Annotated in this window: 12 protein-coding genes; 9 read left to right on the forward strand and 3 right to left on the reverse strand. The window is 70.0% G+C overall.

All coding sequences use genetic code 11. From position 1 onward, the window contains the following. Window positions 1-17: 17 nt before the first annotated feature. The 3 genes from ACWC2B_RS08220 to ACWC2B_RS08230 all read left to right on the forward strand — a co-directional run bounded on the left by ACWC2B_RS08220 (window position 18) and on the right by ACWC2B_RS08230 (window position 4,166). A complete protein-coding gene (locus ACWC2B_RS08220) occupies window positions 18-719 on the forward strand; it encodes an ANTAR domain-containing protein (RefSeq protein WP_450715645.1) in 702 nt (233 codons plus the stop codon). Window positions 720-1,012: 293 nt separating this feature from the next. Next, window positions 1,013-2,863 (forward strand): M1 family aminopeptidase, encoded by a 1,851-nt coding sequence (locus tag ACWC2B_RS08225; protein WP_450715646.1) that lies wholly within the window; start codon window positions 1,013-1,015, stop codon window positions 2,861-2,863. Between the two features lie 322 nt (window positions 2,864-3,185). After that, window positions 3,186-4,166 carry a helix-turn-helix domain-containing protein gene (locus ACWC2B_RS08230; RefSeq protein WP_450715647.1) on the forward strand — a complete coding sequence of 327 codons (981 nt, stop codon included), beginning with the start codon at window positions 3,186-3,188 and terminating at the stop codon, window positions 4,164-4,166. A 184-nt stretch (window positions 4,167-4,350) separates the two neighbouring features. Here ACWC2B_RS08230 and ACWC2B_RS08235 read toward each other — a convergent pair whose 3' ends face one another. Continuing rightward, window positions 4,351-5,235 carry an RNA polymerase sigma-70 factor gene (locus ACWC2B_RS08235; protein WP_450715648.1) on the reverse strand — a complete coding sequence of 295 codons (885 nt, stop codon included), beginning with the start codon at window positions 5,233-5,235 and terminating at the stop codon, window positions 4,351-4,353. 308 nt (window positions 5,236-5,543) lie between these two features. On the opposite strand from ACWC2B_RS08235, the gene ACWC2B_RS08240 reads away from it, so the two are divergent. The 3 genes from ACWC2B_RS08240 to ACWC2B_RS08250 all read left to right on the forward strand — a co-directional run bounded on the left by ACWC2B_RS08240 (window position 5,544) and on the right by ACWC2B_RS08250 (window position 8,577). Further along, window positions 5,544-5,900, forward strand: coding sequence for a helix-turn-helix transcriptional regulator (locus tag ACWC2B_RS08240; protein WP_450715649.1), 357 nt, complete (start codon window positions 5,544-5,546; stop codon window positions 5,898-5,900). A gap of 178 nt (window positions 5,901-6,078) precedes the next feature. Next, complete coding sequence (locus ACWC2B_RS08245; protein WP_450715650.1) at window positions 6,079-8,166, forward strand: SpoIIE family protein phosphatase; 2,088 nt, start codon at window positions 6,079-6,081, stop codon at window positions 8,164-8,166. 93 nt (window positions 8,167-8,259) lie between these two features. Next, on the forward strand, window positions 8,260-8,577 hold the full coding sequence (locus ACWC2B_RS08250; RefSeq protein ID WP_450715651.1) for a hypothetical protein: 318 nt from the start codon (window positions 8,260-8,262) through the stop codon (window positions 8,575-8,577). Between the two features lie 42 nt (window positions 8,578-8,619). On the opposite strand, the gene ACWC2B_RS08255 is transcribed toward ACWC2B_RS08250, so the two are convergent. After that, window positions 8,620-9,201, reverse strand: a complete 582-nt coding sequence (locus ACWC2B_RS08255; RefSeq protein WP_450715652.1) for a VanZ family protein — start codon at window positions 9,199-9,201, stop codon at window positions 8,620-8,622. Window positions 9,202-9,407: 206 nt separating this feature from the next. On the opposite strand from ACWC2B_RS08255, the gene ACWC2B_RS08260 reads away from it, so the two are divergent. The 3 genes from ACWC2B_RS08260 to ACWC2B_RS08270 all read left to right on the forward strand — a co-directional run bounded on the left by ACWC2B_RS08260 (window position 9,408) and on the right by ACWC2B_RS08270 (window position 11,923). Further along, entirely contained in the window at window positions 9,408-10,238 is an 831-nt protein-coding gene (locus ACWC2B_RS08260; RefSeq protein ID WP_450715653.1) for a polysaccharide lyase family 7 protein, read from the forward strand. 279 nt (window positions 10,239-10,517) lie between these two features. Further along, window positions 10,518-10,787 (forward strand): GlsB/YeaQ/YmgE family stress response membrane protein, encoded by a 270-nt coding sequence (locus ACWC2B_RS08265; protein WP_450715654.1) that lies wholly within the window; start codon window positions 10,518-10,520, stop codon window positions 10,785-10,787. Between the two features lie 179 nt (window positions 10,788-10,966). Beyond that, the gene (locus ACWC2B_RS08270; protein WP_450715655.1) at window positions 10,967-11,923 is read left to right on the forward strand and encodes an SMP-30/gluconolactonase/LRE family protein; all 957 of its coding nucleotides are present in this window, start codon (window positions 10,967-10,969) and stop codon (window positions 11,921-11,923) included. 89 nt (window positions 11,924-12,012) lie between these two features. On the opposite strand, the gene ACWC2B_RS08275 is transcribed toward ACWC2B_RS08270, so the two are convergent. Beyond that, window positions 12,013-13,260 carry a serine hydrolase domain-containing protein gene (locus ACWC2B_RS08275; RefSeq protein ID WP_450715656.1) on the reverse strand — a complete coding sequence of 416 codons (1,248 nt, stop codon included), beginning with the start codon at window positions 13,258-13,260 and terminating at the stop codon, window positions 12,013-12,015. Window positions 13,261-13,268 lie beyond the last annotated feature (8 nt).

The following is a 13,268-nucleotide window of genomic DNA, read 5'->3' on the forward strand; positions in this document are numbered from 1 at the left end:
GCGCAGGGGAGATGGCCATGCCGCACTGTGAACAGTCCGGGTCCGGGCAGGTCGGCACGTGTACGAGGCTGGCCGGCTCGACCAGCACGCATCGGCTGTCCGGGCTGACGGTCTTCAGCCGCCCCGACAGCGACGGAACCGTTGTCCACGTGTGCGGCGAGCTCGACCTCGCCACGGACCAACAACTGCTACAGGCTCTGCGCTCGGACCCCTCCGGGGCGGACGGCCGCGTCCAACTGGACCTCAGCGGCGTCGAGTTCTGCGACTGCTCCGCCGTCAACATCCTGCTGCGCATCAGGCAGCGGACTCTGGGCCCTGTGGACCAACCTGCCCCGGCCCCGGAACTCGGCGACGCCTCATCCCCCGGCGCTTCCCCGCCACCATCGGCCGATCGGGACCTGGAGCGGGACCCCGACGCGGATCTCCGCCTCGAACTCGGACAGCTGCGACGGGCGATGGAGAGCCGGGGGACCATCGATCTGGCCCGCGGCATCCTCATGGCCGCCTTCGCCCTCACTCCGGACGACGCCTGGAGGGTGCTCGTCGCCACCTCCCAGCACACCAACACCAAACTGCGCTGCCTGGCCGAGCAGGTGGTGGTCTCCACGAGGGGTACGCCGCTGCCCGAACCCGTACGCAAGCACCTGTCCGCCGCGGTCGCCGAGACCGCCGCCCCACCCCGGCAAGGGAGCGGGGACTCCGGGTCGAGGTCCGGCTGAGCCGCCTCTGCGTCCCGCGGTGCGCGAGTGCCCGCACCACGCGGGTGGCGCATGGAAATGATGGTCCGTGACTGGCCATAAACACCTCCAGCACTTCTCTTGGCATGCCCTGATCAGACCTGCCAAGCTTCCCCCCAGTTGTCGCCCTGACCCCAGGAAGGCAGCAGCACAAGTCTCACCTCAGTGATCGTGCACGTGCCGCGCACAGTCCGCGGTCGTCCTCCGGCGCACCCAAGCCGGTCCGGACGGCCATCGAGCAGGCCGGAATCCCGGCCGTCTCAAAGGAGTTCCGTGTGAGATCGACCCCCCACAAGTCCCTCGCGGCGGCCGCATGCGCCGTCGCCGCGCTGGCTGCCGTCTCCCTTCCCGCCACCCCCGCGTCGGCCCAGGCGCCGCGCGCGGATGCCTGCACGCCGACGCAGGTGGTCGCCAACGGCGGTTTCGAGAGCGGTACTTCACCCTGGAGCCAGTCGTCCACGAGTGTGATCACCAACCGCACCGGTGAGAGCGCCCACGGCGGCACCCACTTCGCCTGGCTGAACGGTGTGGGCAGCACACACACCGACACGCTCTCCCAGAGCGTCACCATCCCGTCGGGATGCAGCACCGCCACCCTCACGTTCTGGCTGCACATCGACACCGACGAGACGACCTCGTCGACCGCGTACGACAAGCTGACGGCGAAGATCGGCAGTACGACGCTGGCGACGTACTCGAACCTCGACAAGAACACCGGGTACGTGCAGAAGTCGCTCGACGTGTCGGGCTTCGCAGGGCAGACAGTCAACGTCGCCTTCACCGGCACGGAGGACTACAGCCTCCAGACGAGCTTCGTCCTGGACGACATCGCCCTGAACACCTCCGGCGGCTCGACCCCGCCCGCCGACTCGACCCGTACGCCTGCCGCGCCCTCGTACAACGTCAGTCTGACCAGCAACACGAGCGGCAACAGTTGGACCGGGCACGAGAGTGCGACCTTCACCAACGCCTCGTCCACCGCGCTCAGCGAGGTGTATCTGAGGCTGTGGGACAACTACCACGGCACCTGCTCGGCGATGCCGATCACGGTCAGCAACGTCACCGGGGGAACCGCGGGCGCCCTCTCGGTCGGCTGCACGGCACTCAAGATCGACCTGCCGACGCCGCTGACGCAGGGGCAGAGCGCCACGATCGGCTTCGACCTGGGCATCACCGTGCCGAACGGCGCCGACCGCTTCGGCGCCGACGGGGCGTTCAACAACATAGGCAACGCCCTGCCCGTCCTGGCCATCCGCGACGCGGCCGGCTGGCATCTGGACCCGTACACCAACAACGGCGAGTCCTTCTACTCGCTGGCCGCCGACTTCAAGGTGACCCTCGACCACCCCACCGGCCTGCTGGTCCCGGCCACCGGCACCTCGGTCGACACCCCCGGCTCCAGCGGACGCACCGTCACCACGGCCACCGCGTCCAAGGTCCGCGACTTCGCCTGGGCGGCCGGCCCGTTCAGCAAGATCTCCGGCACCTCGCCCGCCGGCACCGCCATCAACATCTACTCGGTCTCAGACATCAGCTCCTCCGACGCCCAGTCGATGCTGGCCACCGCCAAGTCCGCCGTGGACACACATGCGGCCCGCTTCGGGGCCTATCCATACGGCGAACTGGACGCGGTGATCGACAACAACTACTGGTTCGGCGGCATGGAGTACCCCGGCTTCGTCCTCGACCTGGTCTCCACCACGGCGCTCACCCACGAAATCGGACACCAGTGGTGGTACGGCATCGTCGGCGACGACGAGTACAACAACCCGTGGCTGGACGAGGCGTTCGCCGACTACTCCACCGATCTGGCGCTGAACAAGACCGGTGCCAACTGCTGGAACAGCGTGTCGTGGGCGTCGTCCGCCGAGAAGATCACCAACTCGATGGCCTACTGGGACGCCCATTCCTCCCGGTACTCGACCGTCGTCTACGGCTACGGCAAGTGCGCGCTGCACGACCTGCGGCGCGTCCTCGGTGACAGCGTCATGGCCAAGTTGCTGAAGGATTACGCCACTTCGCACTGGTACGGCGTCTCGACGACGGCCGAGTTCAAGGCGGCCGCGCAGGCCGCCACAACCACGGACCTGAGCTCCTTCTGGACCCAGCACCGCATCGACGGCTGACACCCAGGGCCCATCGGTTCGCCGCGCAGGACCCGTCGGTCCTCCGCGGCGGACCTCGCCGGGCAGGTTTCAGCGCGGATCGGTGTCCTGGCCTGTCCGGACTGTTTCGCCAGACAGACCGGTCGGCGCCCCCGGGGACTACCGCGCCGCCTTTCGACGGAACGCCGAGCGACCTCGAAATGTGGCGATGCACACACTGTCCCACCTTGCGACATGTGCGAGGCCCACATGGACGGCCGCGGACGAAAGGTCCGGTTACTCTGTGGTCCGCGTGATGGCCAGGAGAGTTGCCGTCCGCCGCGAGTGATGACGGGGGAACCACGTGTCGGACCGGACCGATGCACCGGCGGGGACGCAGGAACAGCTCTTCGGGGAACTGCGCCGCATCAAGTTGGCATCCGGCTTCAGCTACGGGCAGTTGGCCGACCGGACGCACTACAGCCGCTCCTCCTGGGAGCGCTTCCTGAACGGCAAGCAGCTCCCTTCCAAGGTGGCCGTCGAGCAGTTCGCGGCGGCCACGAGAGCCGACCCGCGTCCGCTGCTCGATCTCCTCGGGGCGGCGGGGCAGACGCAGCCGCCCGGCCAGGAGCCGGTTGCCGATGAGGCGTTGGCGCCCGGGCCCGCAGCGCCTGAGCCCGGCTCCGCGACTTCGGAGTCCCTGGAACCCCTGACCGCCGAGCCGCCGCAGGGCTCGCCCCGCCCATCCGAACCGGCGCCCGCCCGGCGTCGGTTCCTCGGCCGGTCGTCCTGGCGGCGAAGACTCGGGGCCGTGGGCTACATAGCGTCGGGCGCGGTCATGGGTGCGGTCGCCACAGTTCTGGTCATGGGGACCGCGTCCGGCGCAGGTGGAGCCGCCAAGACGCCCGGCGCCCAGGCCTCGGGTTCCGGGACCGGCCAGGGGGCTCCGGTGCCCGCGGGCGGGAAGGTCGACGCGCGCTGTTCCGGAGACACCTGCCTACGGCGTGATCCGCAGGCCATGGACTGCCAGTGGGACGCGAGCACATCGCACGACACGTGGCTGCGTGGCATGCACATCGAGCTGCGGTACAGCCCCGCCTGCCATGCGGTGTGGGGGCGGATCGAGAACGGCGCGGTCGGGGACGTCGTCAAGATCCGGGACCGGACCGGCCTGGAACTCCAGGCCACGATCCGGACCGACCGGGACACATACACGCAGATGCTCGCGGTCACCGACGACGCACCGGCGGAGTCCGTGACGATCTGCGGGGCCATCCCGAGCCAGAAGCAGTTGGAGTGCTCGCCGGGCCCCAACGCCGCACCGAGCCCCAACGTCATCCCGTAGATCGGTCGTTGCGGCAGGCCCGGAGGCAGACCGCCGCCCTCGTGGGCGCCGGGAGGCGGGCCGGGCCGAACACGGTGGCGGCGAGGGTGCCGTACGGATGCCGGAACGGACGACGGCGGCGCCGGCCGTGGGCGCGGGCACGCTCCTCCTTTCCGTACTCGCTCAACCATCACGGTCTCCCCCGTCAGCGCACTCCTCGGTCGAGCAGGCGCACCGCGTCGTCCCGGTGCAACTTGTCCGGGTTGCGCATGGCATACAGGCCGGTGATCCGTCCGTCGTGGATCTCGAAGGCGACCAGCCAGTCGAGTTCGCCGTCGGTCAGGAACCGTGCCGCGGGCATGCCGTTGTACGTGGCGTGCTCGATCCGGGTGTCGGGGGTGATGCTGGTGCGGGCCACACCGAGGACGAACCGGGCGACCTCTTCGCTGCCGGTGATCGGGCGGCGCGCGGCGGTCACCTTCCCGCCGCCGTCGGCGATCTGGACGACGTCGGGCGCCATCAGATCCATCAGCCCCTGGATCTCACCGGTCGACGTGGCGAGGAGGAACCGCTGGACGATCTCCCGGGTGGCCTCGGAGTCGGGCTCGAAGCGACGGCGCCGCGCTTGGACGTGCTGCCGTGCCCGGTGGGCGATCTGACGTACCGTCACTTCGGTTTTGCCGACCGAGGCGGCGATCTCGCCGTGGCTGTAGCCGAACACGTCGTGCAGCACGAACACCGCGCGCTCGGTCGGGTTCAGCGTCTCCAGCACGAGCATCAGGGCCATCGACACCGACTCGGCCAGGATCGCGTCCTCGCTCACCGCGGGTCCGGTACGGATCGGCTCGGGAAGCCAGGTGCCGATGTACTCCTCGCGTCGCGCCTTGACCGCACGCAGATGGTTGAGCGCCTGCCGGGTCACCACGCGCACCAGGTAGGCGCGCGGATGCTCGACCTCGGCCGGATCGACCGCGCTCCACCGCAGATAGCTCTCCTGAAGCACGTCCTCGGCGTCGGCCGCGCTGCCCAGCATCTCGTAGGCGATGGTGAACAGCAGCGGGCGGTGCTCGCTGAAGGCATCCTCAGTCACGGCCCGCCTCCCCCACCGACGCGCATGAATACCCCGGCATCACGCCAGACCTCTCTTCCCTGTTCACCCAGGCCACCTGTTCACCGAGGCCACTTGTTCACCAAGGCCACCTGTCCACGCATGCCCATCGAGACACCTCGCCCCGACCAAACGTGACCGTCCACCCATGTGATTCGCTTCACAACGGCGGGCCCGAAGTGCGTGGCCCGAGACTCCAAAGCTCGAAGCGGCAGGTAACAGTGCCAGGTAATTCGTGAAATGTGTTTCGCCTGATTGTTTGCGCGAAAGCCCCGTCCTACCCTGAAGGGATGGGTGCCGTACCTGAACCGCATGCAGGCTGGACGTTCCTCACCAACCACGCCCGCGTGCTGGCCGCGATCGCCGACGACCCCTCGACCCGCATACGCGACATCGCCGCGCACTGCCGGCTCACCGAGCGCGCCGTCCAGCGGATCATCGCCGATCTGGAGGAGGCCGGATACCTCTCCCACACCCGGCGCGGACGCTCCAACACGTACCACATCGAAGCGGGCACTCCCCTGAGACACCCGGCCGAGGCTGGACTGACGGTGGCCAGCCTCCTCGCGGTCCTGGCCCAGCACGACGAGCAGCGCGGAAAGCCCCGTGCGCAGGACCGGGAGGCGCAGCCCGACCGGTCGCGCTGACCCGTCCACCAGGATCGAGCAGGGTCGACGGCCGAGGTCACTCCCGAGGTCACTCAGCGTGTGCGCCCTGATCCTCTTCCCGTATCTGCTCTGCCGATCTCCCCGCGCCGGGAGAAGATGGTGAAGGTGCCGAGAGAGACAGCAGTGAGGTGCCCGGCGGGCTGACGAAGGGCCGACCATGAACGCATCCGAGGTCTTCGGGGAGCGGCTCGGTCCCCTGCGCGTCGCCACAACGGAACCGGGCGGCCTCCTCGACGTGCTGGGCGTCGCCGCGATCGTCCTCGACGAGGCCGGCCGGATCGCCCTGTGGAGCCCGCAGGCCCATGAACTGTTCGGCTGGGACGCGCAGGAGGCGCTCGGCCGTTCCGCCGCGAATCTCATGATCGCCGAGGAGCACCGCCCCCTGGTCCTCGACCTGTTCGCCCAGGTGATGAGCGGCGGCGGGACGTGGGCGGGCGTCTTCCCGATCCGGCACAAGGACGGCCGTACGCGGATGGTGGAGTTCCGCAACATGCGGCTCCAGGACGAGCACGGCGGCCTGTACGCGCTGGGGATCGCCACCGACGAGCCGACGCTGCGCGCGGTGGAGCGCGACCTGGCCCTTTCGGTACGCCTCGTGACGCAGTCGCCGATCGGGCTCGCGGTGCTCGACACCGAGCTGCGTTACGTGCTGGTCAACCCTGCGCTGGCACGGATCAACGGGGTTCCCGCCGCCGAGCACATGGGCCGCACCGTCCGTGACGCCCTGCCGTTCCTGGAGACCACGCACATCGAGGCCGCGATGCGCCGGGTCCTGGAGACGGGCGTGCCGCTGCTCGACCAGACGGCCATCGGGCAGACCCCGGGCGACCCGAGCGAGCACGCCTGGAACGTGTCGTACTACCGCCTGGAGGACCCGGCCGGCCGGGTCCTCGGCGTCGCGACGTCGATCGTGGACGTCAGCGAGCAGTACCACGCGGCGAACGAGGCGGCCGAGGCCCGTAGACGCCTCGACCTCATCGCGCGCGCGTCGGTGCGCGTCGGCACCACCCTCGACCTGAACCGCACCGCCCACGAGCTGGCGGACCTGGTGGTGACCGACCTCGCCGACATCGCGGCCGTCGACCTCCTCGACTCCGTCCTGGAAGGCCACGGCGCCGCCAAGGATCCTTCGACGGGGCCCGTGTCCATCCGCGCCCTGGCCGTCGCGTCCGCCTATCCCACCGACGCACTCCAGGCGGCCGACCCCCCGGGCCACATCGCGAAGTACAACGCGGAACGCCTGGTCACCCGGTGCGTCACCACGGCCCGGCCCGTTCTGATCAGCCAGGTCGGGCCGGGAGACCTGGCGAACATAGCCCGTGACGACGAGGCCGCCGCCCTGCTCGCCCGCGCCGGACTGCACTCCTACCTGGCGGTCCCGCTGATCGCGCGCGGAGAAGTCCTCGGCGCTCTCGACCTCAAACGGGCCCGCAACCCGCAGCCCTTCACCCATGACGACGCGGTCCTGGCCCTCGAACTGGCCACCCGGGCCGCCGTCTCCATCGACAACGCCCGCTGGTACCAGCAGCAGCGCCACGCCGCCCTCTCGCTCCAACGCCACCTCCTGCCGCGCCAGCCGCCCCAGCCCACGGGGCTCGACGTCGCCTACCGCTACCAGCCCGCGGCCGCCATCGGCGAGGCCGGCGGCGACTGGTTCGACGCCATTCCCGTGGCCGGCGACAAGACCGCGCTGGTCGTCGGTGACGTGATGGGACACGGCATCAACGCGGCAGCGACGATGGGCCAGTTGCGGACCGCCACCCGGACCTTGGCCGGCCTCGACCTCGACCCCGCCGATGTCCTGCACCACCTCGACCGCATCACCGGCGAGCTGGACGAGACGACCGCCACCTGCGTGTACGCCGTCTACGACCCGCACCGCACGCACTGCCGCATCGCCCTCGCCGGCCACCTGCCGCCCATCTGGGACCGCCCGGGCCGCGCTCCCCGCTTCCTGCGGCTCCCCACCGGCGCGCCGCTGGGCGTCGGTGGCGTCCCCTTCCAGGCGACCACGGTCGACTGCGCGCCCGGCGACCGGCTCGTCCTGTACACCGACGGCCTCGTCGAAACCCGCGACCAGCCCATCGACGACCGGCTGCGCGCCCTGCTCGACGCGCTCACCCACCATCGTCTGCCCCTCGAAGCGACCTGCGAACGGCTCCTCGCCGCACTGCCCCCACCCCAGGGCCACGACGACATCGCCCTGCTCATCGCCCAGGTCACACCGTCCCACCACCCGGCCTGAGAGCCTGTGGGCCGCCCGCCCATCACAGTGCCGCACCCCGTTCGCGGTACGCCGGGGTGTACGAGGGGAGCCCGCTGGGAACCCCGTAGGTCTATGACCACTTACGTCGTAACGATCCCCGGAACCCTGCTCGCGGAGCGCACCGAGGCGACCACGGAGGCCCTCGAACGCGCGCTGCGCCCCGCCGATCCGCGCGGAACCCGCGTCGGCGAGGAGGAGCATCTGGAGATGCTCACCTTCTACAGCGGATCGTCCGCCTTCAGCATCCGCCTGGAGGTGGAGGCCGACGACACCGAGGCCGCCGAGCAGGAGGCCCGCCGGACGGTCACCGCCGCCCTGCGAACGGCGGGCTACGACGAGGACGAGGCCCCCCTGGGCGACGCGGTCATCACGGGGATCACCACGGAGTGAGAAGTACGGGGTGAGCGCGGGGTCCGGTCCGGTAGCCCGCACTCACCGGACCGGCTTCCGCACCGCCCTCGGAATCGCGGGCAGATGCGGCTTCGACCCGTCGGGATCACGAGCGACCTCGGCGGGAGCGCGTTGCCACCAATGGTGGCGCCGGGGGTGCAGCGCGCGGCCGAGCCGGCGGCCAAGAAGCAGGTAACCGGCAAAGGAGCCGAGCGAGTTGAGGATGACATCGTCGATGTCGAAGGCTCGGCCGGTGACCAACAGGCCCTGGGCCGCCTCGACGGTCAACATCACGAACGCGGTCATCAGGACCACGCGTACGAGACCGCGCGTCCTGGGAAAGAGCACCGGCAGCAGCACCCCGAAAGGCATGCCGAGCAGCACGTTGCCGCCGACCTGCTTGACCGCGTCCCGCCAGTGGGGCTGCGCGAGATAGGCCCGTATCGAGTCACCCGGGTGCAGGTTGGTGTGCGTCAGCCGGACGGACGCGGGTGACGGCACCAGGGTGGCCCGGGCCAGCACCACCGCGAAGGCGACCATGCAGACGAAGCCCACGATCAGCACGGCCGCACGAGCCACCGCCGCTCGCCAGGTACGCCGCTGGAGCCGAGGTCCTGATGCCATGTCACGCCGGGTACCCCGTTCGCGGTTCACCGAACGGCGGGCGGCACTTCTATTGACGCGCCCACGCCAGGGTCCTACGGTTTCCGTTCATATCCAAGCATGACGTTCATCATGCTGAACTCACGCGCACGCCACGGAGAAGTCCCGCGCTCGCCGACCGCCGACCGGCCAGCGAGTCACCGCCGCCCCCACAAGAAGGTCCCCCGATGCGCATACGCCCCCTGCTCCTCCCCCTCGCCACTGCCACTGCCGCTGCCGCCATCGCCACCCTGGCCTTGGCGACCTCATCGCCCTCAACCGCCCCTGATGTCAAGCAAGTTGCCCTGCAAAGCGACACCGGCGCTCTCCCGACCGCGCCGGTCGCGCCCGGCGGCAACTTCGACCTGTCGGTGTGGGAACTCCAGGAGCCGGTGGGCTCCCCCGGGTCGCCGACCACGATCCCGTCGTCCCGGCTCCAGGGCGCCAACGGGTTCCAGGACGCGTACTTCTACAGCGACTCCCACGACGGCGCGATGACGTTCTGGGCGCCGGAGAAGGGTGTCACCACGCCGAACTCCCACTACGCCCGCTCCGAACTGCGCGAGATGAACCGCGACGGCAGCGCCGCGAACTGGCCGCTCGGCGGAACCCACCGGCTGAACGCGACGCTGCGCGTGGTATCGGTGACGTCCAACGTCTGCGTCGGCCAGATCCACCTCGGCAAGGGCGGCCCGTCCACCAAACCGCTGGTCGAGCTCTACTACCGCTCCAACGGCGACATCGTCCTGGGCACGGAGAAATCGCCTTCGGGCGGGCAGACCACGCACCCGGTGGGGCATGTGCCCGTCGGCACGACATGGAGCTACACGATCGGCGTCTCCGGGGGCCACACCATCGACCTGACGGTCAACGGAAGTACCACCCACTACGCGATCCCGTCCTCCTTCAACAGCTACCAGCAGTACTTCAAAGCGGGCTCCTACAACCAGTCGTCCTCCAACAGCACGACCAACGGCGCCCGTGTCGCCTTCTACAAGCTCACCGTCGCGCACAGCTGACTACGCGAGCGCCCGTCCAGCCACTGCTCCGCGGGAAGGTCCGTACGGACGAGCACGGCGAGCGGGTGCCAGGTGCGGGCGCACTGCCCGGAGCGGCACCGCCCGTCGGGCGCGGCTGCCCCCATGCACTCCCGATGGCACCCCAATGGCCGATGCGGCCGGCTTACCGATGGCCGGTCTGGGCACTCTTCCAGACAAGGCCCTCGGCCCCCCGGAACAGCTCATCGCCCGCGCCGCTCCGTGATGGCGCGGGCACCCCGACCCTGGGACGGACTCACCATGAGCATCATTGCCTGGATCCTCATCGGCCTTCTCGCCGGCGCCATCGCCAAAGCAATCATGCCCGGCAGGGACCCGGGCGGCTGCCTCGTCACGATGGTCATCGGCATCGTGGGCGGGCTCCTCGGTGGATGGCTGGGGAAGGTCATCTTCCACGTCCACTCCATCAACGGGTTCTTCCACCTCTCGACGTGGATCGCCGCCATCGTCGGTTCGGTCATCGTGCTCGCCCTCTACCGCCTCCTCATCGGCAACCGCAGCCGCCACTGAGGCTCCCCCGACCCCGGGCAGCACGTCTCAGCCACACATCAGTTACCCATCAGCCAGTCGGTGGAACTCCCTCACCTCTGCCCCCTGTTGACGCACACTCTTACAGTGCCGGAAGATCCCGGAGCCGGAGTGCCGCCCAACACCCCGGGCCCCAACAGCCCGTACAGGGAAGGGAATTGATGAGGCCGACGAACATGCCCCGCACCGCGATACGAGGTCCGCGCGCCCTGCTCTCGGTCGCGCTGGCCGCAGCCGCGGCTCTGATGTCACCGGCCCCCGCCCATGCGGCGCCCGCCTGCGGGGCCACCGCGGCCGCGCCCCCCGTCCAGGTCGCGCAAGTACCCGACTGGGCCGAGTCGATCATCGTCGACAAGCAGGGCCGGATGTTCGCCACGGCCTACTTCACCGGCCGCGTCTATCGCATCGACGCGCCGGGCAGCACGCCCGTGGCCCTCACCGGGAACATAGGCGCCAACGGCGGCATCGTCGTCCGCGACGACGGCCGACTCCTCGTCGGCACCGGGAACGACCTCGGCCATTCGCTCACCGGCGACCTCCTCCCGGTCTCGAAGCTCCTCCTGGTGGACCCGGACTCCGGCCAGGTCAGCACGTACGCCTCGGGACTCGGCGGCATCGACGGCGTCGCCCTCGCGCCCGACGGCACCGTCTACACCACCACCGTGGGCGGCCGGAACATCGGCCGCGTCACACCCGACGGCCGGGTCGACCCGGCCTGGGCCCACGTCCTGATGCCGAACGGCATCGCCGTCTCCCCTGAGGGCGACCAGGTGTACGTCATCCAGACGACCCCGGCCCCGGCGCTGTACCGCATCCCCGCCGACGACCCGGCGCACCCCGAACGCTGGATCCCCGCCGGCCCGTCCGACGTCCTCGGCCTCCCCGACGGCCTCACCCTCGACAGCCAGGGCCGCCCCCTCATCGCCACCCATGCAGCCGGTCAGATCTGGCGGGCCGAACAGGGCACGCTCTGCTCCGTGCAGTCGGGCCTGTACCTGTCCACCCAGATCACGTACGGACACGGCGACCGCGGCTTCTCGGCGGGCAGGCTCTACCGGTCCGGCGTCGACGGAAAGATCTACGAAGTCCCGGCGGGAGCCGATCCCAAGGCCCGCTAGGGCTCCCCCCGCCCCTCGCCACCTGGAGGCCGCCTCCGCGATGTCAGCCCCTTCGGTGCCGGCTCCGCCGAGGCCGGGCCCCTTGCTTCTCAGATGCGCGGATCCTCGACAGCCGGGATCACAGGAGCGTCGCCCGCGTTACCGACGCGTGAGCGGTGGGGGGCGGCGGCCGGAGGCTCGCCGCAGAACGCGGGCTCAAGGGTGTCCATCAACCCCTCCGTCACCGCACCGTTGTTGGAGGCGTTGGCGAAGACGACGACCGTACGTGCTCCATCCGGCGTGGAGAACGCCTGCGACTGATAGCCCTGGACGATTCCCCCGTGCCCGAGCACCCTGCCGCAGGACAGCGAGATCTCCCGCACCCCGAGCCCGTAGCTGATCTTCGCCGTGCTCGTGGGGAGCACCCTGGTCATCTGCCGCAGCGAGTCGTCGGAGACCAGTCCTCCGGCGCTCCCGGCGAGCAGAGTGGTCAGGAAGCGGTCGAGGTCGGGGGCGGAGGAGACGATGCCGCCCGCGCTCCAGATCCACGACGCGGTCTGCTCGGTCGAGTCGAGGAGCGGCTTGCCGCGGTCGTCATGGGTCAGGTAGCCCGTGATGTGCCGGCCGGTGATGCGCTTCCCGGGCACGGTGAAGGACGTCCGGCGCAGCCCGAGCGGCGCGAAGATCTGCTCGCGCAACAGCTCGGCGTAGGGACGTCCGGTGAGGTGCTCGGCGGCCAGCGCCAACAGGACGAAGCCGGTGTTCGAGTACGCGTACGCGGTCCCCGGGGCGTACTGCAACCCGTGCTTCACCGAGAGCGCGACGAGATCCCGGGGCTCGTACACGGTGTTCCGGATGCGCTTCTCGAAGGCGGCCGTGGTTTCCTCGCCGCTCTGCTCAAGGAGGTCGTTGATGTGGTCGTACACCCCGGCACGGTGTTCCAACACCTGGCGGGCGGTGATCGGCCAATTCCCCGGCAGTGTGCCGGTCGGCAGGTAGTCGCGCAAAGGCTTGTCCAGGTCGATGCGGCCCTGTTCGGCGAGACGCATCACGATGACCGAGGTGAACATCTTGGTGTTGCTGCCGACCCTGAACCGCGCGTCGGCCCTCATGGGCGTGCCGTCCAGGTCGGCCTCGCCGACGTCCAGCGTCCGATCGGACCGTGGGTGGCGATGATCCCGGATCACGGCGAACGCGCCCGGCGCCCCCGCCTCCGTCACGCGTTGCAACGCGGCGCGCACTCCGGCCATGTCCGGCTGGGGCCGTGCCGGCTCGCCGGAAGCGGAGACCGCGCTTCCGGCGACCAGCGCGACAGCGGACGCGAGCGTGGTCACCGACCGAGCGAGCCGTGTTCTCATCACTGGAG

This window comes from Streptomyces sp. NPDC001415 (genome assembly GCF_053597395.1).

Bases quoted from the DNA above. Each gene is read 5' to 3' on its own strand.
- ACWC2B_RS08245 (WP_450715650.1), top strand. From the start codon at position 6,079: ATGAACGCATCCGAGGTCTTCGGGGAGCGGCTCGGTCCCCTGCGCGTC.
- ACWC2B_RS08275 (WP_450715656.1), bottom strand. From the start codon at position 13,260: ATGAGAACACGGCTCGCTCGGTCGGTGACCACGCTCGCGTCCGCTGTC.
- ACWC2B_RS08255 (WP_450715652.1), bottom strand. From the start codon at position 9,201: ATGGCATCAGGACCTCGGCTCCAGCGGCGTACCTGGCGAGCGGCGGTG.
- ACWC2B_RS08265 (WP_450715654.1), top strand. From the start codon at position 10,518: ATGAGCATCATTGCCTGGATCCTCATCGGCCTTCTCGCCGGCGCCATC.
- ACWC2B_RS08270 (WP_450715655.1), top strand. From the start codon at position 10,967: ATGAGGCCGACGAACATGCCCCGCACCGCGATACGAGGTCCGCGCGCC.
- ACWC2B_RS08220 (WP_450715645.1), top strand. From the start codon at position 18: ATGCCGCACTGTGAACAGTCCGGGTCCGGGCAGGTCGGCACGTGTACG.
- ACWC2B_RS08240 (WP_450715649.1), top strand. From the start codon at position 5,544: ATGGGTGCCGTACCTGAACCGCATGCAGGCTGGACGTTCCTCACCAAC.
- ACWC2B_RS08250 (WP_450715651.1), top strand. From the start codon at position 8,260: ATGACCACTTACGTCGTAACGATCCCCGGAACCCTGCTCGCGGAGCGC.
- ACWC2B_RS08260 (WP_450715653.1), top strand. From the start codon at position 9,408: ATGCGCATACGCCCCCTGCTCCTCCCCCTCGCCACTGCCACTGCCGCT.